Raw genomic sequence first — 21,363 nt, forward strand, 5'->3', positions numbered from 1 at the left:
CCTGGATTGGATCACCAGTATAGGGAGCCGCTCCAACTCTGATTACTGCCCGACGCGCAAGCAGTTGAGGGCCTCGCGCTGGACTCGCTGCTGCGTGCGGTTCGCATGGATTTCCGCTTCCTGTGGAACGTGCTCCGCCAGGAGGCGAGAGAGCAACAACTACTCGCTCTGTCGGAGGACGTTGCGACCGTGTGGGAGGCGGTCGAACTTCACACGAGCCACATCCAGGCGGCCTACATCGACGAGCTCGTCGCAATGAATCGCCAGCTCGAAATAGAGCGGGCATCACTGTTCAGACGTCTGCTTCTCGGCGAGACCCGAGACACGACACAGCTGGCGCACCTTGCTTCTGCCTTGAACCTGGCGGTGGATGCGCCGTATGTGGTGGTCGTTGCAGCCGCTCAGTACTCAGATGCGTTCCGTCGATGGACGCGCGCTCACGCACGCAACAACGAACTTCTCGCCATCGACGGGACCCAGTTCGTCCTCTTGGATACGAGCTCGCCGGGTGCGCCGTCGATGGAAGACATCGCCACAGCCCCAGCCGGTATCTCGCCTATCCTCGATGGGCTGTCAGAGGTGGGGGCCGGGTGGAACACCGCGCGCGATCTGAGCAACGCGGTAGACAGCCCGAACAAGGCGGCGACGCTGCAATCGCACTGGCCCACCCTGGTGAGGAGCGGGCTCGGCGAGAGCTGGTCGATGATGCGACGCTCCCTCACCAGCAACCTGGATGCCCTTCCACCAGGAAAGCGCGCCGCCATACTCGAATCTGTTCGCGTCTTCATGGCCAACGGCTCCGTCGGCGAGACGGCGGCTGCCCTTTTCATTCATCGCAATACGCTCCTGAAACGGTTGCAACGATTGCAGGAACTCACCGGACTCGATGTCACTGTTCCGAACGACGCTGCCCTCATTGCCCTCGCAATCGAACAGAGCGGGTGAGCGGGCGGACGAATCCTCCGCCGGCATCGCCCTGTGAGCGATGGAGGGCAAGGTCGCGCGGTCGCACGCGACGCCATCTGCGCTCCTGAACGAGTTGGCCGTTCACCGCGTCCGCGAGGTGCTGTCTGGTGAGCACTTCCCGGTCTCGCTTCGGGACCAGCGGCGAAGGGTCGACCGCGTCAGGGCCGTTGAGCTCGACGACGTAGAAGGGGCCGTCACGGGCGGCTTCTCCGAGACAGCCGCCTCACCGGGTCACCGGCGGCCGCTCCCCCGTCGGCGCGAACCGCGCCGCCAACTCCGACCGGCGGGTCTTACCCGCCTCGTTGCGCAGGTCCGCGGTGGTCGGGTGCAGCGCGACGGGGGCCCGGGCTCCGAGGCGCGCGCGGATCTGCGCCTCGATGCGGTCGATCCTCGCCGAGACCGTCAACCGCACGGCGGCGTGCACCACCTCACCCAGGTCGTCGTCGGGAACGCCGAAGGCCACGGCTTCGTCGACCCCCGGCAGCGACTCGAGCGCGGCCTCGACGACCGCGGGGGCGATCTTCTCGCCGCCGCGGTTGATGAGGTCGTCCGCCCGGTCCACCAGGTAGAGGTAGCCGTCGGCATCCAGGTACCCGACGTCGCCGAGGGTGTCCCACCCCTCGTCGTCGCGACGAGAGAGGGCGCCGAGATACGCGTAGGCGGCACTCGTTCCCCGACGCATCCACACCGCCCCCGCCTCACCCGGCGCCAACGCGGCACCGGACTCGTCGCGGATGCGCACCTCGGTTCCGCCGACGGGCCGACCCACGCTCCCAGGGCGCTGCATCCACTCGGTCCCCCCGATGAAGGTGAGGCCGTTCGACTCGCTCCCCGCATAGACCTCGTCGACCCGCTCCGGGCCAAGCCACTGCATGAACCGGCGCTTGAGCGCGGGTGCGCACGGAGCCCCCAGATGCAGGACGCGTTCGAGGCTCGTGACGCGGGAGGGCGCCCTCAACGTGTCGGGCAGTCGAAGCAGCCGGGCCATCATCGTGGGCACCAGGAGCCCCCACGTCACGGCGTGCTCCTCGACCCGGTCCACCCAGCGTGCAGCCTCGAAGCGGTCGAGGACGACCAGCCGATGCCCCGTCAGCAGACCGCGGAACGCGTAGGTGAACACCGCCGAGTGCCACAACGGCCCCGCGACGATCTGCGTCCCGGCGCGCGGCAGGAAGGACGCGACGGGCCGTGAGAGATCCAGACTCGCGGGCGCGGCCGCGCGGACGATCTTCGGGCGGCCCGTGGAACCCGAGGTCGCCACGGCCTTCCAGCACGATGCCGCCGCATCCGGCACGGCCCCGCCGCGCGACTCGATCCGCGCCGACGGCAGCCACGCGATGTGCGGCGACACGGGTCTCCTCCCCACCGCCGCGACGGGCGCGGAGACGACCTCGAGCTCGGCGCGCTCCGACGCGGTGAGTCCGGTCGGCATCGGCTGGGGCGTCGCCCCCGCCCGCCAGATCCCGCAGCATGCGATCACGTAGTCGCGCCCGTTCGGAAGACACACCGCGACCGTGTCGTCGCGGCCGACGCCGAGATCGAGAAGTGCGTGCGCGAACGCCGTGGCCGCGGCATCCAGTTCCGCCGCCGTCAGCGCGCCCTCGGAATCGATCACGAGCGGCGCGTCGGGGGCGGCGCGGGCACGGTCGGCGAGGATTGCCGAGAACGTGCGCTCCGTCACCGACCGCTCCGCAGCGGCAGCCGGGCGTAGAAATGTTCGTGCGCGCGAGCTGCGGCATCCCAGGTGTGAGCGCGGGCCAGTCGCACCCCGTCCGCGGGATCTCCGGCCGCCGCGCCGCGCAACACCGCGTCGAGCTGCGCCCCGATGTCGGCGGGATCCGACGCGTACCGGACGGTGTCGCCGAAGACCTCGCGGATGACGGGGAGGTCTCGAGCGATGACGGGCGTCGACGCCGCGAGGGCCTCCATCGCCGCGAGTCCGAACCCCTCCTTCGTCGAGACGAATGCGAGCGCGCGCGCCTCGGCGACCAGCGCCGGCAGTGAAGCGTCGTCGACCGGGCCGAGGACCACCGACTCGAGGCCGAGCTCGTGCGCCCGCTGCTCGAACCGCGAGCGATAGTCGCGGTAGTCGAAGAGGGTCTCGCCCCCGCCGAAGACCAACCGCACCTCGGGGTGGGCGTCGCGCACGCGAGCGAACCCTTCGAGCAGGTCGATGGACCCCTTGCGCGGTTCGATGCCCCCCAGGGCGAGCACGTACGACCCGAGCCGCGCCCGCCACCGCTGCCGAGCAGGCACCCCGTCCGCACCCGCCGCGGCGGCGAACCTCTCGGCATCCACCCCGTTCGCGATGACCTCGGGGCGCACGCCGTAGTCGCGCTCGACCTCGCGCGCCACCGCGTGCGAGACGCACAGTCGGGCGACCGGCTCGGTGACGGCGCGGTCGTGGCACGCCACGAGCTGCGGCGTCGTGAAGGCGTCGAGGTGGTGAATAGTGCGGACGACGGGGATGCCGCGGCGCAGCGCCGCATTCGCCGAGATGCAGTCCTGGGCGTGGACGACATCGGCATCCGCGTCCAGGGCCGCGGCCATCAGCTCGATCGACCGCTCGATGCGGGCTCCCACGTCTTCGCCGTCGAGCGGCGGGAACGGCACGACCCGCACCGAGACCCGGGGATCGACGGGGCGGAAGAAGGTCGTATCGTCGCCGCGCCCCAGCGTCCACACCTCGACGTCGTGGCCGCGGTCCACCAGGGCCTCGGCGAGCGCGAGGGTGTGCACGACTCCGCCGCGGGGTTTGGTGGAGTAGGTCATCAGGGCGATGCGCATGCTGGTCCTTTCCGCGGCGGGTGCACCGCTATGCCGGGGCGGTGAGGCGGTAAGCCTGTTCGACGCGCTGGTCGAGGTGGTTCAGCGACCGGCGAGCGCGGGCGATGTCGGCCGAGATGTCGGCCCCGGCGACGGCGAGACCGCCCTTGGCCCAGGTCTTCGCGATGATCTCGCCCGCCGGGTCGACGACTTTGGCCTGGCCGAGGAAACGGAGCCCGCCGAGCACCCCCGTCTGATTCGACGACACGAGATAGACCTGATTCTCGGCGGCGCGGGCGCAGTCGTAGAGGTCGAACAGGTGGGCTTGACGGTCGTTGCGGATCCGATCGGAGCGGTCGGTGACGCTCGCGGGCCACGCGCTCAGGCACGCGATCACCTCCGCGCCGTCGAGTGCCACCGACCGGGCCGCCTCCGGGAACGTTTTGTCGAAATCGATGAGCATCCCGACCCGTCCGACCGGGGTGTCGAACGCATGGAAGCCGGTCCCCGGCTCATACACCTCGGACTCCCCGAGCGGCAGATGCACCTTGCGGTGCACGCCGAGGAGGCCGTCGCCCGTCACGCACAGCGCGGTGTTGTACCGCACCTCCCGGCCGTCCTCGACGGCGCGCTCGGCGATTCCGAAGCACACGGTCATGTCGCGCGCCAGCGCGACGATCGCCGCCACCTCGGGACCGTCGACCTCGACCGCGCGCGGGATGCCGTCGCGCTCGTCGACGGGGTGGTGCAGGTCGAGCAGGTATCCGCCGATCGTGGCATCCGGGAGCACGAGCAGGTCGACTCCGCGACCGCGCGCATCGTCGACGATTCCGGGGAGCTTGGCGAGCGTGCGCTCCACGTCGCGGCCGAAGTGGGCCGCCACCGCAGCCATCGTCACGGATGCCATTTCTCGAGAGTACGCGGTGGCCGCTCAGCGCATCGCGAGGACGTCTCGCGTCGCCGCGACCATTGCCGCCGCGACGTGTTCGGCGTCTCTCGCGATGGCGTGGAACCTCCCGGACCCCCACGTGTGCAGCCACGGCAGCCCCACGAATGAGAAGCCGGGGACCGCCGTCGCGCCGCGTTCGTGTGCGGGGTGCCCACTCGCGTCGAGCACGTCGAGATCGCCGAGCCAGGACCAGTCCGCGCGGAAGCCGATCGCCCAGACGACGGCGTCGATCTCGTCGAGGTCGAGCTGGGTCGGGCCCCCGGCGGGCGTCCAGACCGGACGGTAGCGCTCCTCGAGGGGCGCGTCGATGCCCTCGCGCACGATGTAGGCGTCGATGTCGTTCTTGATCGACTCGGCGACCGAGTCGGCGCGGTCGAGGTTGGTCGTGAGGCTGTCGTCGAACGCCAGAACGCCGTCGGCGATGCCCGTCGCCCGACCGTGCAGGCCCATGCCCTGCGCCGCGAACGCGCGCAGGTCGATGTCGCGCCCTCCGTCGCGCCCGGTCACGTAGTGGTTGGTCGCCGCTCGTTTGGCCGCGGCCTGTTCTCCCACCGGCACATCGTAGACCCCCATGTCGGCGAGCCAGGTCATGCAGTCGCGCCCCCGGTAGAACCGCGCCACGCGCGGGGCGCGTCCGACGGCGAGGTGCACCCGTCGCCCCTCGAGGTGGAGGTCCTCGGCGATCTGGGTGCCCGACTGACCCGTCCCCACCACGAGCACCGAACCCGGCAGCTGTCCCGCGTTGCGGTAGTGGTGCGAGTGCATCTGCACGATGCGCTCGGGCAGGTCGACGGCCCACGGCGGCGTGATGGGGCGGTGATAGCCCCCGGTCGCCGAGGTGACGGCATCCGCGGTGATCTCGCCCGCGCTGGTCTGCACGACGAAGACCCCGTCGTCGCGGCGGTCGACCCGCCGCACCTCCACGCCCTCGGCGATCGGCGCGTCGAAGGTGTCGGCGTACCCGCGCACCCAGGCGTAGACCTCATCGCGGGTCATGAACCCGTCGGGGTGGGGGCCGTCGTAGGCATAGCCGGGCAGGCGACAGTGCCAGTTCGGGGTGACGAGAGTGAAGTTGTCCCACCGTCCGTCGCGCCACTCGTGCACCGCGGAATCCCGCTCGATCACCACGTGCCGCACGCCCGCCTGCGCGAGGTGCCAGCTGACGGAGAGGCCCGCCTGGCCGCCGCCGACGATGACCGCGGGGTAGTGATCGCCCGGCTGCAGGTCGACGGCGATCATGACGCACCCACCGGGAGGGGAGGCTCCATCCGCAGCACGGTGACCTCGCCGCCGTCGTAGGCAGCCGCCGACCGCGCGATCTCGTCACGAGATGCCATCGCAGAGGTGCACGCGAAGCCGTAGGCGGCCCGCACGCGCTCGGCCGCGACATCCAGGGCCTTGCTCGATCGCGCAACGAAGTCGGCGAGGTCGTAGCGGCCGCCGGTGGCGAGGTAGTCGTGCATGACGAGACTGGGCGAGTAGTGAGACGACTCGGTGCCGTCGGGCCAGCGGACCGCGAAACGCATCTCAGGCATGGGCCAGCTCCCTCCACCCCTCGACGTGCGCTCCGGCAGCCGAGGCGACGGGGGCGTAGACGTCGGGCCGCCGGTCGCGCAGGTGGAACATGCCCCCGCGCATCGTGCGGAACGTCTCGGTCACGTCGATCTCGGCGATCGCGAGACCGGTGCCGAGCAGCGTCGTGGCCAGGATGTTCCCGCCGGGATCGACGACCTTCGCGTTGCCGACGTAGCGGAGTGAGCCGAACGTGCCGGACTGGTTCGAGGCGAGCCAGAACACCTGGTTGTCGAGGGCCCGCGCGATGTCGAACTGGTTGAACCGGTAGGTCCAGCGGTCGTCCTGCAGGTTCTCGGCGGTGGCCGTGCGGGCCGCCGGCCACGCCGACATGCTCACGACGATCTCGGCGCCGTCGAGGGCGAGCATGCGCGCGGCCTCAGGGAACGCCTTGTCGTAGCAGATCTGCATGCCCACCCGGCCGACGGGGGTGTCGAACGCCCGGTACGTGTCGCCGGCCGAGTACGACATGTTCTCGCCGAGCGGCTGATGCACCTTGCGATACGAGCCGTAGATGTTCTCGCCGTCGAGGCAGACGGCGGCGTTGTACCGCGTCTCGCCGTCGTCGGCCAACTCGCAGAAGCCGATCGTCACGACCATGTCGCCCACCAGCTCCTGCACCCGGGCGATCTCGCGGCCGTCGAGCCGGATGGCCGGCGGCATCGAGCGCTTCGTGGTCTTGACGGTGTCGCCGTGGTTGCCGAGAGACGAGAGGTACCCGCCGATGGCCGCCTCGGGGAACGCGAGGAACGACACCCCCGCGGCCCGCGCCTCGGTCACCAGATCGGCGATGAGCGCGTAGTTCTGCTCCAGGTCTCGGGTGAAGTTCGCCGAGACGGAAGCCACTTTCATCGTCATGACGGCCTCAGAGGTTGTACGTCGAGTTGATGATCGCGCCCTTGCGGGCGTAATAGATCAGCGCGTCCTGCACGTCGAGGGGGTGCGCGGGGATGACGCCCTCGATGAGATCCTCTTCGCGGATGCCGTGCAGTGCGAGACCGAAACGGCAACAGTAGACCGTGCCGCCCTCCTTGATGAACGTCTCGAGCGAGTTGTTCATGTTCAGCTCACCGGGGAAGCCGGAGTCGCCGGTGGTCGGGAACCCGCGGTTGGCGGTCGCTGCGAGCGTCCCCGGCCCGTAGAGGTAGATGGCCGACTCGAAGCCCTTTCGGAGGGCGCGGGTGGCCTGGAGGATCGCGACGAAGCTCACCGACGACTCGTGCGGGATGCCGTGGATCAGCGTGAAGTACGACTCACCGTCCTCGGCCTGGAAGTCGGGGAAGAGCTTGGTCGAACCGTAGAGGTTGCTGCCCTTGGGGAGCGCGGGGTGCGGGACCTCGCCGAGGGACTTGGCGATGTTCTCGGCGATCTGCGCGTCGATGTCGGTGGTCATGGTCTGAGTCCTTTACGTCGGTGGAGCGATGAGGTGGAGCTCGTTTCGTGTCCCAGGCTCTCGGCCCGGTGTTTCGTCATGGTTTCGTCCGGAATGAGGTTGGGTTACGCCTGGCCGAGGCCGGTCGCGCCCGCATCGACCGCCGGGGTCTCGACGCCGTCGGGCCAGTGCAGGGTGACTCCGGGGGTGCGGGTGAGCTCCCCGATCGTCGACGATCGCGCGATCGGCGACGAGATCGGCGGGGCGTCGGCCGTAAGCATGCCGAACCCCGGGAAGCAGGTCAGCCAGTCACCGAAGGCCGTGTCGGAAGGCGCCGGGATCTCCGCCACATCGATGCGTGCCCCCGTCCCGGAGGCCTCGGCCAGCATCGCCGCCGTGCCGACGATGCCTGCCATGCTGACGTCTTTCGCCGCGGCGGGCCGGTGCGCGGCCGCGAGACCGGCGAGGTGGCGCAGCTCCTCGCCCGTCCGGGTCGAGGTCGAGTCCCACTGCCGCCCCTCGAAGCCGCGTCTCCACCGTCCATGCAGGTCGACGGTCAGGCCGAGTCGGTGCCCGACGCGTCCGCCCCCGCCGGGAATCGGTACCGTCGTGCGCCCCAGTGCGGTCACGGCCAGCGACGACGCCCCGCGCACCTGCGTATGCCCGCCGAGGACCGGCACGTCCCACGCGACCGCGGCGCTGCGCAGCCCCGAGACGATGCGGCGCACCGCCGACGGGGTGGGTGCCGACACGGCATCCATCAGTCCCACCGCCCGCGCACCCATCGCCGACAGGTCGTTGACGTTCACCAGCACCCCGCACCACCCGGCCCATTCGGGGTCTTTGTCGATGAGGGCGGGGAGGATCGCGTCGGTGGCGACCACGACGTCGGTGCCCGACACCAGCGCGCCGTCATCGCCCACCCAGCCGTCACCGCCGAGCGCCTCGGGATGGTCGTCGCGGATGCCGGCGAGCACGTCGCCGAGCGGAAGCTTCATCGCCTCGACGAGCGCGGCGATGCGCTCGATCGGCCAGCGCATCCGCACGTGCGGGGCGCCGCCGATGGATGCCGCACCCCATCTCACCCATCCGAGGTGACGGAAGAGGGGTTCGTTGCGCTCCTGCACCGTCGCGTCGAAGCGCAGGACGCCCCGACTCACGGCCTCGCGGCAGGCGGCCCGCACCAGGGCCGAGCCGATGCCGCCGGCGTGGCGCGCACCGCGGCGCACGACGAGGCGTCCGCCCGTCCACCAGCCGATGTCTCGCTCGGTGGCGGGCGCGAGTCGCACCCCGCCGAGCACCTCGCCCGTCGCGGTGGCCGCGACGAGCACCACCGTGCGGTGATCGTCGTCGATGTCGTCGTGGTCGGTGCGGGCGAACAGCCCCTGTTCCCCGACGAAGACATCGCGCCGGATCGCGCGGTAGGCGGCGAGGTCGGCGGCATCCGCGACCCGGATGACCCACGCGGGTGCCTCCTGCGCACGGCGTGCACCGGTCAGCACCGGCACGTCGAACATCACGCGCCCGCCGTCTTGAGGATGCTGCACGCGCCGCACGCGGCGCAGCCGGCCTTCTGATCCTCGCCGCGCATGCCCGCCGCGTGCAGAAGCCCGGCCACCCGCGAGGTGATGTCGTCGACGACCGCGCGGTGCGGGGCGGGCACCTTGTCGACGTCGGTGGCGAGCGTTCCCTTGAGCGGGCGGAAGGGGACGACGAAGGGGTAGACGCCCATCTCGATGAGCTCCCGCGCCCCCTCGACAGCCTCATCGGGGTCCTCGCCCATTCCGACGATGAGGTAGGTCGACACCTGGTTCCAGCCGAACACCCGCACGGCCTCGCGCCACGCGGCGCGGTACTCGTCCATGCTCACGCGAGACTTGCCCGGCATCCACCGGCGGCGCACGTCGTCGTCCATCGACTCGACGTGGATGCCGATCGAGCGGGCACCCGCGTCGTACAGATCGGTGATCGCCTGCAGGTCGGCGGGCGGCTCGCACTGCACCTGGATCTCGAGCCCGGGAACGGCCTCCTTCACCGCACGGACGCACCGGGCGAGGTGCTTGGCCCCGCGATCCCACCCGTTCGAGGTGCCCGTCGTCATGACCATGTGCGTCACGCCGTCCAGCCGCACCGCGGCCTCGGCCACCTCGGCGAGCATCGCGGGCGTCTTCACCGCGATGGTCGTGCCGGCGGCGAGCGAGGCCTCGATGGCGCAGAACCGGCAGCGCTCACTCTCGTCGTAGCGCACGCACGTCTGCACGACGGTCGTCGCCAGCACGTTCTTGCCGTGCAGTTTGGCGATCTTGTCGTAGGCCACCCCCTCCGCGGTGTGCAGGTCGTAGAAGCGCGGCCGGACGACGGGGGCGACGTCGAAACCGAGGTCGGCGCCGTCGCGGGTGAGACGCCCGGATGCCGTGACGACGTACGGGCTGTCCGGGTTCAGGGGGATGGCCGCCCCCTCGCCGTCCACGACGAAATGGCCGTCGTCGCTCGGGCCGGCGCCACCCGCGCGACGCACGGGTGCGTCGCTACGGACGCCGAGCAGGGCTAGGCTGACACGGGTCGAGACCCGGTCGCGGTCCACGGGTGCGAGCGCTGAAGCGTTGTCCATTCATCCAGTAGAACGACGTGATGTTTCCACACGACGACGGCCGGATATCGGTTGCATTTCCCGCCCGCAGACCGCGACGGCAGGCTCGCGTCAGGCGAAGGCGCGCGCGTATTGCGCGGGAGTCGGGACGGGCGCTCCCAGGACCCTGGCCGCGCGCAGCGCGTAGTGCGGATCGCGGAGCCACTCGCGACCGGACATGATCGCGTCGGCACGACCCTCGGCGACGAGGCGTTCGGCCAGCTCGGGCTCGTCAATCATCCCCACCGCGCTGGTGAGGACGTGTGCTTCGGTCCGGATGCGCTCTGCGTCGTCGACCTGATACCCCGGTGACGGGACGATGTGCTGGTGGGCGACGAGTCCGCCGCTGGAGACGTCGACCAGGTCGGCGCCGGCGTCTGCGGCGAGACGCGCCGCCCGCACGGTGTCGTCGACGTCCCACCCTCCGTCGGCGGCGTCCGACGCCGAGAATCGGACGAACACGGCGATGCCCGGTCCGGCCGCCGCCCGCACCGCTTCAGTGACGCGGACGAGCAGCCGCACCCGGTTCTCGAACGACCCGCCGTACTCGTCGCTCCGTCGGTTGGAGAGGGGGGAGAGGAACTGATGGAGCAGGTAGCCGTGGGCGGCGTGGATCTCGATGACCTGGAAGCCTGCCGCGACGGCTCGACGGGTCGCATCGACGAAATCGTCGACGATCTCGTCGATGCCGTCGAGAGACAGGGCGACCGGCTCGGCGAAGCCTTCGTAAGCGATCGCGGAGGGGGCGACGGTCGGCCACCCGCCGTCGGCCGCCTCGACGGATCCCCGACCCCCGGTCAACGGCGATTTCGTGGACGCTTTGCGCCCGGCGTGACTCAGTTGGATGCCGGCGACCGCGCCGCGAGAGCGGAGGGCGTCGACGATGTCGGCCCAGGCTTCGGCCTGCTCGATGTTCCAGATGCCGACGTCTCCGGGGGTGATGCGGCCCTCGGGGGAGATGGCGGTGGCTTCCGCCATGACCAGCCCCGCGCCGCCGGAGGCGAACTGGGCCAGGTGGACGAGGTGCCACCCGTTCGGGATGCCGTCGACGGCGCTGTACTGACACATCGGCGACACCCACAGGCGGTTACGCATCTCGACACCGCGGATGGAGAGGGGGTGGAACAACGAACTCATGGGAGACCTCGGATCTGACGGGCGGCGATACACCGTCCGCCGTTACGGGCAAGGCCGGGCGACGGACAACGAAGTGTAACGCCGTATCGATTTGAGTATTCCGCCGCCCCGCGCGAAGCGACCTTCCCCCAAAGGACCGGTCCCGCCCCCTCGGACGAGGCACCGAGCGCGCGGTCTACGACCGGAGGGCGTCGATGGCGGCCTGCAGGCGTGTCGCGGGATCGACCGTCGAGTCGATCAGCCACTGGAGGTTGAGGCCGTCGGACAGAGCGATGAGGTCGGTGGCGACATCGTCGGCAACGAGGTCCGCGCGCAGGGTCCCCTCGCGCTGTCCGTCGGTCACGGCCGCGACGATGCGCGCACGCAGGCGGTCGAAGCGGGCGGCGAAGTACGCGTGCGAGGGATGGGAGGGATCGGCCGCCTCTGCGGCGAAGGCGATGTACAGGTGCACGAGGCCCCGCATGTCCTGGTCCTCTCGCAACGCGCGAGGCCACGTCTCCAGCACGGGAGCGACACCGACGCGTTCGTCGAACGGCCCCGCCCCGGCCCGCCGACTGGTCCATTCGTGCAGGACCGCCTCGATGAGCCGTTCGCGTGACTCGAAGTAGTAGAGCAGTCGGGGCGCATCGACGCCGATCTCGCGAGCCAGCCCGCGGACGCTGGCTCCGGCGTAACCCGTGCGCCGGAGGACCCTCACGACGGAGCCCAGGATCTCCTCGCGGCGCGCCCGGCCTTTGGCGTACGTCCCTCGCGTGCTCACCTCCCGAGCGTATCCACCCGGTCTCGACGATCAGGAATGCCGCGAGATAGAAACGACTCAGAAACATAACGACGTTACATTTTGAGCGCGGCACAGGGCCGTACAGCGAAGAGGGAGATCCCATGAGCACCAGCACGACATCGCAGCCGTTCGGCGTCGCAGCCGTCAACGTCGCCGCGCCGGCCTTCGACCTGGCGGGCGGCTTGGAGCTGGCCGACGACATCGTCGCCGAGGCGGCGGCCACGGGCGCCTCGCTGGTCGCCTTCCCGGAGTTGTGGCTGCCCGCCTTCATCAACGGGGCGACCGACCTGCCGCCCGCGGACTTCCAGGTCTACATCGACAACTCGATCGAGATCGGATCCGCCGCCTGGGAGCGGCTGCGATCCATCGCCCGGACCCATAGCGTGCACCTCAGCATGGGGTTCTCGGAGCGTCGCGCGCACCAGCTCTTCATGTCGCAGGTCCTCCTCGGCCCGGATGGCGAGGTCCTCTCGCTCCGGAGCAAGCTCAAGCCCTCGGGAGAGGAACGCGACTTCTTCTCCGACGTCCCCTCCGACGGCGCGCTCGACGTCATCAGCACCGGGCTGGGACGGATCAGTCAGCTGCTGTGCTCCGAGAACTATCAGCCGCGCATGACCATGCCGATCCTCGGACAGAAGGCGGATGTGCACATCGCGGCGTACCCGAAGAACGCCCTGGACATGCCGACGTTCCTGTTCTCCTACGACTGGCAGGAGACGGTCATCAAACATCTCGCGGTCACGGGCGGACGCTGGGTCGTCCTGACCTCCGTCGGGCGCGCCGCCATCGTCGACACCAACGGGCGCCTCGTAGCCACGGCCGACGGCGGACCCACGCGGTTCGCTTTCGCCATGATCGACCCCGACACCTTCGACCCGGCCGCGAACTCCTTCACCCGCAAGTACTTCACCCGCGACGCGCTCGACCGACTCGACGCCGACATCACCGCGTCGCCGTCCGAGGCCGACTACTACGCCCACGAGGCGGTCGTCGACATTCGCGCGCTCATCGCCGCACGCTGACCCCTCCCCCTTCTGCTCCGTACTCAACTCATTCAGAGGACGATCACCCATGGGCACCACCCCCTCCACCACCGACGCCGAAGTGGCGGCCGCTCTCGAGCCGACACCGGACCAGCCCTCCGTGACCAAGAGGTTCATCGCGTCCTACGTCTTCCTGCAGCTCGCGGCCTGGACGGCGTTGCTGACGCCTCTCTCGGTCACGCTGGCACTCCGGGTCGCGGAACTCGTCGCGCCCGAGAACAAGGGCGCGCAGCTCGGCATGATCCTGAGCGCCGGCGCCTTCGCTGCGATGATCGGCGCGCCCGTCTGGGGTGCGGTGTCGGACCGCACCCGGGCCCGCGTCGGACGACGCAAATTCTGGATGCTGGCAGGCACGACGGGACTGCTCGTGGGCCTGCTGATCGTGGCGTTCGCGCCCTCGATCCCCGTGATGCTCGTGGGCTGGGTCCTCTGCCAGCTCATGGCGAACGCGACCCAGACCGCCATCCTCTCGGTGATGGCGGACCGCGTTCCCGAGCACCAGCGCGGCACCGTCGCGGGGATGCTCGGCTTCACCCTGACCCTCGGTACGCTCCTCGGCACGGGGATCACCACGCTGCTCGCCGGGAACCTGCTCCTCAGCTTCCTCGTGCCCTGGCTCCTGCTGCCCGTCGGTCTCGTACTCTTCTTCCGGCAGTTCCGCGACCATCCCGCCATCAAGGGGGCTCTGCCGCGGTTCTCGTTCGGCGAGCTCCTGCGCACGTTCTGGGTCAATCCGTTCCGCCACCGCGACTACGGTCTGGCCTTCACCAGCCGCGCGTTCACCATCTTCGGCACCGCCTTCTTCGTCGCCTTCCAGGTCTACTTCCTCACCGACCACCTGGGCGTCGGACTCGACGTGGTCGCCGCTTTCGTCTTCGCCTCGACCTTCGTCTCCGCCGCGCTCACCGTGATCGTCTCTTTCGGCTGCGGGCTGCTCTCCGACCGGGTGCGGCGACGCAAACCCTTCCTCATCGCAGCATCCCTGTCCGTCGCCACCGGTCTCGTCCTCATCGCCACCTCCGCCGGGTTCTTGCAGTTCATCGTCGGCGCGGGACTGGTCGCCGCGGGACGCGGACTGTACGTGGCCATGGGCGTCACCGTCACCGTCGCCGTCCTGCCCGACAAGCGGAAGGCGGCGAACTACATCGGCCTCATGCAGATCGCGAACAGCGGTCCGCAGATGCTCGCGCCAGCCATCGCGCCGCTGTTCTTCGCGATCGGCGCAGCGGGCACCAACTACGTCGCGGGCTTCCTGATCGCGGGAGCCGCCGCCCTCGTCGGCGCGCTGGCGATGATCCCCATCCGCGCCACACGGTGAGTCATCCGACCGACCCGGCCCCTGAACCACCGTCGCCGCTCCCCGGGAACATCGCGCGTCGCGCGATCGGCCCCCGGGGAGCGGCCGCGTCCTCGACAGGGAATCCCGGGAGCGTCGCCGCCTCAGCGCGACGCCGGAGCGGTCACCCGGATGCCCTCGTGCAGCGCGTCGAGCATCTGCTCGAACACGCGCGCGGCGGTGACGTTCCGGTACTCGAGCAGGGCCTCTCCGGTCAGAGCACGCATCCGTCCGGCGTGGTGACCGAGACCGCCGACGGCACCACCCCCCGAGACCCCGGGTGGCGTCCTCACCGCCTTCAGCTACGGCGAGCAGGTACTGCGCCTGCGCAGTCTTCCGCAAGACGAATGGGCCGACGTCATCGCGAAGGCCCTCGTCCCCGTCTTCGGCGCAGAAGCGCGCCACCGCACGGCATTCGTCACGCTCGACTGGAGCGCCGAGGAGTTCACGGGTGGCTGCTTCTCGGCGGGCTTCGGACCCGACGGCCTCAGCGAACTCGGACGAGCCCTGCGCGAGCCGGTCGGCCGCGTCCGCTTCGCCGGCACCGAGTACGCGTCCGTCTGGAACGGCTACTTCGAGGGCGCCGTGCGATCAGGGCGGGAGGCCGCACGCGCCGGCTTGTGACAAACGAAAGGGCGGCCGGTACGCAGAGAACCTCTCCGTCGTACCGGCCGCCCTTCTCGTTCCCATGCGAGCAAACCCGGCGCCCGGGCGGTGCGGTGAGCATGAGCCCCCCGAGCACGACCATCAGCGCATCCAGCACACCGGCCGGCCAGGAGGGCGACCGTTCCACCGGTCACCGCGAGCGGCGGCGGGATGACCACCAGGCCCGCGTCGATGGTCGGGTCGATGCCGCCGGTGGCGCGCACGGCTTGCAGCTCGCGCGCGGTAGACCCCGGGGCCGAGCCCACACCAAGCGACGCAGTGAGCGCCTTCGCACCCCTGCCGCCACAGCGGCTTTCGCGATCCTCCCGGGCGCTCCGCGGCGTCGGGGTGGGGGGCGGGTCTGTTCTGACGTCCGCCCTCTTGTTAGCGCTCACACTTCCGGGCTAGGCCATCCGGAACTCACGGCGACGATTTACAGCGTTCGCTATCGCCCAGATCTGCGCGAGGTAGGTCTTGCGCCCTGTGCGTCGCAGCGCAGCGAGGAGCTGGGTCACGTCGATCTCGACGGTGATGGCGTAGGTGCACGGCACCTTCTCGCGGTAGTACTCGAACGCCTCGCGGCGCGTCCACGTTTCGAGGTCAATCGGTTCGGGCAGGATTATTTGCCCATACTCGCAGCACCTAGCGACGCGTCACCGTTAAACATCCGCCGAGAAGTCCCCGAACCTCTTGATCAACACGGCCTAGCCCCCAAAGTGCCACGAAATCGGCTCGCGCGCCCTCGCGAGGATAAAACTCCGATTAGCGCTGAGAGCCGACCAGACAATTCATCGTGGAAACAGTTTGCGCCCCGTTGTGTTTTCGAGCCGCGCGATGGTGCGAAGGTCTGGCCACGACACTCCTGCGATGATCTTACGGAGGGTCTTCTCGTCAAGACCAGCATCCCGCGCCAGCGAGCGCACACTTCGGCCATGCATCGCGTCGAGAAGTTGCAGCACAAACAGGCGCGCTGTCTCGGCCTCGTGCTGCTCGATCACGGTGCGCGGCCAGTCCGTCGAGAATTCGACCGGGAGGGGTCGATGCTTTCCTTCAGCCATGAGGCCGCAAGCCTCGCGGGACATCACGCGGCAACTCGCGTGTGAACCAATCAGGTTCAACTGGATCAGACGCTGTGACGTGCATCAGATTGAAGCGACGTTCGTTCATCTGTCGTGACGTCTCATATCAGTCGAGCAGCAGCGCCGGCTCCTCGAGCACGGATGCCACGTCGGCGATGAACCGCGAGATCCCGTCGCCGTCGACCACGCGGTGATCGAACGAGCCCGACACCGTGGTGACCCAGCGGGGGCGCACCTCGCCGTCGACGACCCACGGCTTCTGCCGGATCGCGCCGAGCGCGATGATCCCGGCCTCGCCGGGGTTGATGATCGGGGTACCGGCATCCACCCCGAAGACACCGATGTTCGTGATGGTGAACGTACCGCCGGCCTGGTCGGCGGGGCTCGTCTTGCCTTCGCGCGCGGTGAGGGTGAGGTGCTCGAGCGCCTTGGCGAGCTCGCGCGTGTTCATGGTCTGCGCGTCCTTGATGTTCGGCACGAGCAGTCCGCGCGGGGTCGCGGCGGCGATGCCGAGGTTGACGTAGTGACGCACGCGGATCTGCGCGCCGTCCTCGGTGTCGACCCACGCGGCGTTGATCATCGGCGTGCGGCGCAGGGCCCACATGACGGCGCGGGCCATGATCAGCAGCGGCGAGATCTTCACGTCGGCGAAGTCGGGCGAGGCCTTGAGCCGCTTGACGAGCTCCATCGTGCGCGAGGCGTCGACGTCGACCCACACCGAGACGTGCGGCGCCGAATACGCGCTCGAGGTCATCGCGTTGGCGGTCGCCTTGCGCACACCGCGGACGGGGATCGACTCCTCGCGGGCGTCGTCGATCGGCGCGGGCGCGGCCGGGGCGGCGACGGGGATCGTCTCCTCGCGCACGGCGCCCCACGCCGGGGTCTCGATGTTGCGGAAGACGCTCGCCTGCTCCGCGTGCTTGACCACATCGTCGCGGGTCACTTCGCCGGCGGGGCCGCTGGGCGTCACGGCCGACAGGTCGACGCCCAGGTCGCGCGCGAGCTTTCGGATCGGGGGCTTGGCGACCACGCCGACGGATGCCTTCACGGGACGCTCCGCGGGCTTGCGACGTCGCGACGACACGGCACCGCCCGTGCCGTAGCCGACGAGAACCGCTCCGCCGGGGTCGCTGGGCTCCGGAACGGTGGTCGGCTGTGCGGGCGCGGGGGTGCCGGCATCCGTCGACCCGATCGTGATGATCGGCGCACCGACCTCGACCGTCGAGCCCTCGGATGCCAGCAGCTCGCCGACCGTGCCGGAGTACGGCGAGGGCAGCTCGACGAGCGACTTGGCCGTCTCGATCTCGACGATCACGTCGTTGACGGCGACGGTGTCACCCGGCGCGACGCGCCACTGCACGATTTCGGCCTCGGTGAGGCCTTCTCCGACATCGGGGAGGACGAACGTCTGATCGGTCACGATGGTGTCCTTTGCTCGCGAACAGCATCTCATCGACGCTGTCCGCCGTCACGAAAAGGGTCAGTAGGCCAGAGACCGGTCGACGGCCTCGAGGATGCGGTCGGCGTCGGGCAGGTAGGTGCCCTCGAGCTTCGCGGGCGGGAAGGGCACGTCGAAGCCCGACACCCGCAGCACGGGAGCCTCGAGCGCGAAGAACGCCTTCTCCATGACGGTCGCGGCGATCTCGGAGCCGAGCGAGGTGAAGCCCGGCGCCTCCTGCGCGTAGACCATGCGGCCGGTGCGACGCACCGAGTCGAGCAGCGGACCGTAGTCGACGGGCGAGAGCGACCGCAGGTCGATGACCTCGCAGCTCGTGCCCTCGCTCTCGGCGAGCGCGGCCGCCTGCAGCAGGGTCGTGACCATGGCACCGTGCCCGACGAGGGTCACGTCGGTGCCGCGGCGGACGATCCGGCTCGCGTGCAGCGGAAGGGCGGGGGCCTCGAGGTCGACCTCGCCCTTCTGCCAGTACTTGGCCTTCGGCTCGAGGAACACGACCGGATCGGGCGAGTCGATCGCCTGCTGGATCATCCAGTAGGCGTCGTTCGCGTTCGAGGGGCTCACCACACGGAGGCCGGCGGTGTGCGTGAAATACGCCTCGGGGCTCTCCTGGTGGTGTTCGACCGCGCCGATGTGCCCGCCGTAGGGGATGCGGATGACGACGGGCATGCGCACCGCACCCTCGTGGCGGTTCGTGATCTTCGCCAGCTGCGAGGTGATCTGGTCGAAGGCGGGGAAGACGAAGCCGTCGAACTGGATTTCGAGCACGGGCTTGAAGCCGCCCATCGCGAGGCCGATCGCGGTGCCGACGATGCCCGACTCGGCCAGCGGAGAGTCGATCACACGGCGCGGCCCGAAGTCCTTCTGCAGCCCCTCGGTCACGCGGAAGACGCCGCCGAGCGGTCCGATGTCCTCGCCCATGAGCAGGACGCGGTCGTCGGTCTCGAGAGCGCGGCGCAGCCCGGCGTTCAGCGCGCGGCTGATCGGGAGGTTCTCGCTCACTGCGCGCCCCCTTCCATCGACGCCTCGTAGTCGTCGAGCCAGCGCTGCTCCTCCTGGATGAGCGCGTGCGCCTCGGAGTAGACGCTCTCGAACATGTGCGCGCGGGGGATCGCGCCGAGCTCGTTCGTGCGCACGCGCACGTCGTCGGCGAGCGCCCGGCCCTCGGCATCCGCGTCGTCGAAGAACTGCTGCGAAGCGCCGCGGGCCTCGAGGAACGCGCGCATGCGGGCGATCGGATCGCGCCCGGCCCACGCCTTCTCTTCGTCGGAGGTGCGGTACTTCGTGGGGTCGTCGCTCGTCGTGTGAGCGCCCATGCGGTACGTCATCGCCTCGATCGCGCGGGGCCCGCCGCCGGCCCGCGCCTCGTCGAGGGCGACCTTCGACGCGGCGTAGCTCGCGAGCACGTCGTTGCCGTCGACCTGGAGACTCGGGATGCCGTATCCCTCACCACGCTTGTACAACGGCGAGCGCGACTGCGTCGCGACGGGGACCGAGATGGCCCACTGGTTGTTCTGCAAAAAGAAGACCTCGGGGGTCTGGAAGCTCGCGGCGAAGACCATCGCCTCGTGCACGTCGCCCTGGCTCGAGGCGCCGTCGCCGTAGTAGACGATGACGGCCTCGTCGTGCTCGGGGTCACCGGTGCCGCACTTGCCGTCGAAGACGAGGCCCATGCCGAGGCCCGTGGCGTGCAGGGTCTGCGCGCCGAGCACGAGCGTGTAGATGTGCGTGTTGCCGTTCTTCGGGTCGGTCGGGTCCCACCCGCCGTGGGTGAGTCCGCGCATGAGGCGGATGATGTCGAGCGGGTCGACGCCGCGGATGCGGGTCACCACGTGCTCGCGGTACGAGGGGAAGATGTGGTCCTGGGCGCGCGCGGCGCGGGCGGAGCCGACCTGCGCGGCCTCCTGGCCGAACGACGGCGGCCACAGGGCCAGCTGCCCCTGACGCTGCAGATTGGTCGCCTGCACGTCGAACGCGCGGATCGAGACCATGTCGCGGTAGAACGTCTCGAGTTCGGCGTCGGTGAGGGCGTCGATGAGCGGCAGGTAGCGCTCGGCCGCGGGCGTGGGCGCCATCGTGCCGTCGGCTGCCAGAACGCGCACGAGAGCGGGGTCGTCGAGCGGGGTCATGCACCCACGCTAACGCGCGGCCCATGCACGAGACCGCATGAGGTACACAACGGATGCCAGGATCCGGCGTCGATGTACGACAAACGCCGTGGGGGTACCGGTCCCTTCGACAGGCAGGGACCTCCCGGGGGGGTCCTGCCGGCGGAGGTGGCTGAGCCTGTCGAAGCCACCCGGACGCACCAGCCGCGCCGAGTCGAGCGCGGGCGCAAGTGGCTGAGCCCGTCGAAGCCACCGGAACCCAGCGAAACGTCGAAAGGGTCTCGCCGGGTCAGCGCGCGGCGGTGGCCCCGGCGACCTCGACGATGCGGTCGAGCGACTCCTCTTCACCGATCGAGATACGGATGCCGTCGCCCGGGAACGGACGCACGATGAGCCCGGCCTCCTCGAACGCGGTCGCGACCTCGACGGTGCGGTCGCCGGCGGCGAGCCACACGAAGTTGCCCTGCGCGTCGGGCACGTCCCACCCGGTGTCGCGCAGGCGGTCGACCAGACGGTCGCGCCGCTCGGCGATGACCTTCACCCGGTGCAGCAGTTCACTCTCGGCATCCAGGCTCGCCAACGCGGCCGCCTCGCCCGCGGCCGTGACCGACAGGGGGATCGCGGTGCTGCGGGCGGCGTTCAGGATGCCGGTGTGCCCGATCGCGTAGCCCACGCGCAGGCCCGCGAGACCGTACGCCTTCGAGAAGGTGCGGAGCACCACGACATTCGGACGCGCGAGCACGGCACGGACGCGACCGCCCTCGACCGAGCTCGGGTCGGTGACGAACTCGGCGTAGGCCTCGTCGAGCACGATGAGGACGTCGCGCGGCACCTCGTCGACGAAGGCGGCGAACTCGTCGTAGCCGACGGTCGGGCCGGTGGGGTTGTTGGGGCTGCACACGATCACCAGGCGCGTGCGCTCGGTGATCGCCGCGGCCATCGCCGGCAGGTCGTGCCGGGCCTCGACCGTCAGCGGAACCTGCACGCTCGTGGCTCCCGCGACGGCGACCAGGGAGGGATACGCCTCGAACGAACGCCAGGCGTAGACGACCTCGTCGCCCGGGCCCGAGGTGGCCAGCAGCAGCTGCGAGAGCAGCGACACGCTGCCGGCGCCGATGTGCACCTCGTCGGGCGAGACGCCGTACCGCGCGGCCAGACGCTCACGGAGGCGTGCGGCCGTGGCATCCGGGTATCTGTTGAACGCTCCCGCGGCATGGACCGCGTCGAGGACGCCGGGAAGGGGCTCGAAGGGGTTCTCGTTGCTCGAGAGCTTGAACGCGTCGGGGCTGGCCTGACGACCCTGTCGGTACGCGGGCAGCGCGGCGATCTCGGGACGGATACGGGGCAGGACCGGGTCTTCACTCACCCCGCGAGCCTATCCGCGGGGCGGGTCCGCGCGTCAGTCTTTGTTCGCGACGGCTCCTCCCCAGCGTCGCGCGGATAACGCGGGCTCGCGGCGGGGTTCGCGGATTCGGAGCCGCGCAACAGAATCGGACCGGCGAGCCACCAGCATCCGAATCCGCT

The 21,363-nt window shown here is 70.0% G+C and carries 21 protein-coding genes and 1 pseudogene; 4 read left to right on the forward strand and 18 right to left on the reverse strand.

The features are described 5' to 3' along the window. Positions 1-105 precede the first annotated feature (105 nt). The gene (locus Q9R20_RS05500) at positions 106-945 is read left to right on the forward strand and encodes a helix-turn-helix domain-containing protein (RefSeq protein WP_311248354.1); all 840 of its coding nucleotides are present in this window, start codon (positions 106-108) and stop codon (positions 943-945) included. 244 nt (positions 946-1,189) lie between these two features. Here the strand turns inward: Q9R20_RS05500 and Q9R20_RS05505 are convergent, their stop codons facing one another. From Q9R20_RS05505 to Q9R20_RS05555, 11 genes are all read right to left on the reverse strand, one after another. Next, positions 1,190-2,647: an AMP-binding protein gene (locus Q9R20_RS05505; protein WP_311248355.1), complete on the reverse strand. Its 1,458-nt coding sequence runs from the start codon at positions 2,645-2,647 to the stop codon at positions 1,190-1,192. After that, entirely contained in the window at positions 2,644-3,753 is a 1,110-nt protein-coding gene (locus Q9R20_RS05510) for an MSMEG_0565 family glycosyltransferase (RefSeq protein ID WP_311248356.1), read from the reverse strand. The genes Q9R20_RS05505 and Q9R20_RS05510 overlap by 4 nt, the downstream gene beginning before the upstream one ends. A 28-nt stretch (positions 3,754-3,781) precedes the next feature. Continuing rightward, positions 3,782-4,639, reverse strand: a complete 858-nt coding sequence (locus Q9R20_RS05515) for a carbon-nitrogen hydrolase family protein (protein ID WP_311248357.1) — start codon at positions 4,637-4,639, stop codon at positions 3,782-3,784. 24 nt (positions 4,640-4,663) lie between these two features. Then, positions 4,664-5,920 carry an MSMEG_0569 family flavin-dependent oxidoreductase gene (locus tag Q9R20_RS05520; RefSeq protein ID WP_311248358.1) on the reverse strand — a complete coding sequence of 419 codons (1,257 nt, stop codon included), beginning with the start codon at positions 5,918-5,920 and terminating at the stop codon, positions 4,664-4,666. After that, positions 5,917-6,216, reverse strand: a complete 300-nt coding sequence (locus Q9R20_RS05525; protein WP_311248359.1) for an MSMEG_0570 family nitrogen starvation response protein — start codon at positions 6,214-6,216, stop codon at positions 5,917-5,919. Before Q9R20_RS05525 ends, Q9R20_RS05520 begins: the two co-directional genes overlap by 4 nt. Further along, positions 6,209-7,111: a carbon-nitrogen hydrolase family protein gene (locus Q9R20_RS05530; RefSeq protein ID WP_311248360.1), complete on the reverse strand. Its 903-nt coding sequence runs from the start codon at positions 7,109-7,111 to the stop codon at positions 6,209-6,211. Before Q9R20_RS05530 ends, Q9R20_RS05525 begins: the two co-directional genes overlap by 8 nt. Before the next feature lie 7 nt (positions 7,112-7,118). Continuing rightward, positions 7,119-7,646 carry an MSMEG_0572/Sll0783 family nitrogen starvation response protein gene (locus Q9R20_RS05535; RefSeq protein WP_311248361.1) on the reverse strand — a complete coding sequence of 176 codons (528 nt, stop codon included), beginning with the start codon at positions 7,644-7,646 and terminating at the stop codon, positions 7,119-7,121. A 104-nt stretch (positions 7,647-7,750) separates the two neighbouring features. After that, the gene (locus tag Q9R20_RS05540; RefSeq protein WP_311248362.1) at positions 7,751-9,172 is read right to left on the reverse strand and encodes an MSMEG_0567/sll0787 family protein; all 1,422 of its coding nucleotides are present in this window, start codon (positions 9,170-9,172) and stop codon (positions 7,751-7,753) included. After that, positions 9,142-10,236 carry an MSMEG_0568 family radical SAM protein gene (locus tag Q9R20_RS05545; RefSeq protein ID WP_311248363.1) on the reverse strand — a complete coding sequence of 365 codons (1,095 nt, stop codon included), beginning with the start codon at positions 10,234-10,236 and terminating at the stop codon, positions 9,142-9,144. Before Q9R20_RS05545 ends, Q9R20_RS05540 begins: the two co-directional genes overlap by 31 nt. Positions 10,237-10,326: 90 nt before the next feature. Continuing rightward, positions 10,327-11,391, reverse strand: coding sequence for an NADH:flavin oxidoreductase/NADH oxidase (locus tag Q9R20_RS05550; protein ID WP_311248364.1), 1,065 nt, complete (start codon positions 11,389-11,391; stop codon positions 10,327-10,329). 175 nt (positions 11,392-11,566) lie between these two features. Continuing rightward, positions 11,567-12,151 (reverse strand): TetR/AcrR family transcriptional regulator, encoded by a 585-nt coding sequence (locus tag Q9R20_RS05555; protein ID WP_311248365.1) that lies wholly within the window; start codon positions 12,149-12,151, stop codon positions 11,567-11,569. Between the two features lie 122 nt (positions 12,152-12,273). Between Q9R20_RS05555 and Q9R20_RS05560 the strand changes: the two genes are divergently transcribed. After that, positions 12,274-13,194, forward strand: coding sequence for a nitrilase-related carbon-nitrogen hydrolase (locus tag Q9R20_RS05560; RefSeq protein ID WP_311248366.1), 921 nt, complete (start codon positions 12,274-12,276; stop codon positions 13,192-13,194). Between the two features lie 49 nt (positions 13,195-13,243). Further along, entirely contained in the window at positions 13,244-14,533 is a 1,290-nt protein-coding gene (locus tag Q9R20_RS05565) for an MFS transporter (protein ID WP_311248367.1), read from the forward strand. Positions 14,534-14,655: 122 nt separating this feature from the next. On the opposite strand, the gene Q9R20_RS05570 is transcribed toward Q9R20_RS05565, so the two are convergent. Beyond that, positions 14,656-14,778 carry a hypothetical protein gene (locus tag Q9R20_RS05570; RefSeq protein WP_311248368.1) on the reverse strand — a complete coding sequence of 41 codons (123 nt, stop codon included), beginning with the start codon at positions 14,776-14,778 and terminating at the stop codon, positions 14,656-14,658. Between the two features lie 52 nt (positions 14,779-14,830). Between Q9R20_RS05570 and Q9R20_RS05575 the strand changes: the two are divergent. Next, positions 14,831-15,175 (forward strand): annotated as a pseudogene (locus Q9R20_RS05575) (flavin monoamine oxidase family protein); the annotation flags it as partial. 425 nt (positions 15,176-15,600) lie between these two features. On the opposite strand, the gene Q9R20_RS05580 reads toward Q9R20_RS05575, so the two are convergent. The 6 genes from Q9R20_RS05580 to Q9R20_RS05605 all read right to left on the reverse strand — a co-directional run bounded on the left by Q9R20_RS05580 (position 15,601) and on the right by Q9R20_RS05605 (position 21,205). Beyond that, positions 15,601-15,819, reverse strand: a complete 219-nt coding sequence (locus Q9R20_RS05580) for a CatA-like O-acetyltransferase (protein WP_311248412.1) — start codon at positions 15,817-15,819, stop codon at positions 15,601-15,603. A 165-nt stretch (positions 15,820-15,984) separates the two neighbouring features. Continuing rightward, positions 15,985-16,254 (reverse strand): helix-turn-helix transcriptional regulator, encoded by a 270-nt coding sequence (locus Q9R20_RS05585; protein ID WP_311248369.1) that lies wholly within the window; start codon positions 16,252-16,254, stop codon positions 15,985-15,987. A gap of 127 nt (positions 16,255-16,381) precedes the next feature. Continuing rightward, positions 16,382-17,695 (reverse strand): dihydrolipoamide acetyltransferase family protein, encoded by a 1,314-nt coding sequence (locus Q9R20_RS05590; RefSeq protein WP_311248370.1) that lies wholly within the window; start codon positions 17,693-17,695, stop codon positions 16,382-16,384. Between the two features lie 60 nt (positions 17,696-17,755). Beyond that, the gene (locus Q9R20_RS05595; protein ID WP_311248371.1) at positions 17,756-18,733 is read right to left on the reverse strand and encodes an alpha-ketoacid dehydrogenase subunit beta; all 978 of its coding nucleotides are present in this window, start codon (positions 18,731-18,733) and stop codon (positions 17,756-17,758) included. Then, the gene (locus tag Q9R20_RS05600) at positions 18,730-19,860 is read right to left on the reverse strand and encodes a thiamine pyrophosphate-dependent enzyme (RefSeq protein WP_311248372.1); all 1,131 of its coding nucleotides are present in this window, start codon (positions 19,858-19,860) and stop codon (positions 18,730-18,732) included. Before Q9R20_RS05600 ends, Q9R20_RS05595 begins: the two co-directional genes overlap by 4 nt. A 268-nt stretch (positions 19,861-20,128) precedes the next feature. Next, entirely contained in the window at positions 20,129-21,205 is a 1,077-nt protein-coding gene (locus tag Q9R20_RS05605) for a histidinol-phosphate transaminase (protein ID WP_311248373.1), read from the reverse strand. Positions 21,206-21,363: the final 158 nt, after the last annotated feature.

The sequence above is a fragment of the Microbacterium sp. PRF11 genome (assembly GCF_031844085.1).
Taxonomy (GTDB): Bacteria; Actinomycetota; Actinomycetes; order Actinomycetales; family Microbacteriaceae; genus Microbacterium.

What these genes read in the sequence shown, in the direction of transcription:
- Q9R20_RS05565 (WP_311248367.1), top strand. Translation starts at nt 13,244, where the DNA reads ATGGGCACCACCCCCTCCACCACCGACGCCGAAGTGGCGGCCGCTCTC.
- Q9R20_RS05525 (WP_311248359.1), bottom strand. Translation starts at nt 6,216, where the DNA reads ATGCCTGAGATGCGTTTCGCGGTCCGCTGGCCCGACGGCACCGAGTCG.
- Q9R20_RS05535 (WP_311248361.1), bottom strand. Translation starts at nt 7,646, where the DNA reads ATGACCACCGACATCGACGCGCAGATCGCCGAGAACATCGCCAAGTCC.
- Q9R20_RS05520 (WP_311248358.1), bottom strand. Translation starts at nt 5,920, where the DNA reads ATGATCGCCGTCGACCTGCAGCCGGGCGATCACTACCCCGCGGTCATC.
- Q9R20_RS05550 (WP_311248364.1), bottom strand. Translation starts at nt 11,391, where the DNA reads ATGAGTTCGTTGTTCCACCCCCTCTCCATCCGCGGTGTCGAGATGCGT.
- Q9R20_RS05510 (WP_311248356.1), bottom strand. Translation starts at nt 3,753, where the DNA reads ATGCGCATCGCCCTGATGACCTACTCCACCAAACCCCGCGGCGGAGTC.
- Q9R20_RS05570 (WP_311248368.1), bottom strand. Translation starts at nt 14,778, where the DNA reads ATGCGTGCTCTGACCGGAGAGGCCCTGCTCGAGTACCGGAACGTCACC.
- Q9R20_RS05560 (WP_311248366.1), top strand. Translation starts at nt 12,274, where the DNA reads ATGAGCACCAGCACGACATCGCAGCCGTTCGGCGTCGCAGCCGTCAAC.
- Q9R20_RS05545 (WP_311248363.1), bottom strand. Translation starts at nt 10,236, where the DNA reads ATGGACAACGCTTCAGCGCTCGCACCCGTGGACCGCGACCGGGTCTCG.
- Q9R20_RS05500 (WP_311248354.1), top strand. Translation starts at nt 106, where the DNA reads ATGGATTTCCGCTTCCTGTGGAACGTGCTCCGCCAGGAGGCGAGAGAG.
- Q9R20_RS05600 (WP_311248372.1), bottom strand. Translation starts at nt 19,860, where the DNA reads ATGACCCCGCTCGACGACCCCGCTCTCGTGCGCGTTCTGGCAGCCGAC.
- Q9R20_RS05530 (WP_311248360.1), bottom strand. Translation starts at nt 7,111, where the DNA reads ATGACGATGAAAGTGGCTTCCGTCTCGGCGAACTTCACCCGAGACCTG.
- Q9R20_RS05585 (WP_311248369.1), bottom strand. Translation starts at nt 16,254, where the DNA reads ATGGCTGAAGGAAAGCATCGACCCCTCCCGGTCGAATTCTCGACGGAC.
- Q9R20_RS05515 (WP_311248357.1), bottom strand. Translation starts at nt 4,639, where the DNA reads ATGGCATCCGTGACGATGGCTGCGGTGGCGGCCCACTTCGGCCGCGAC.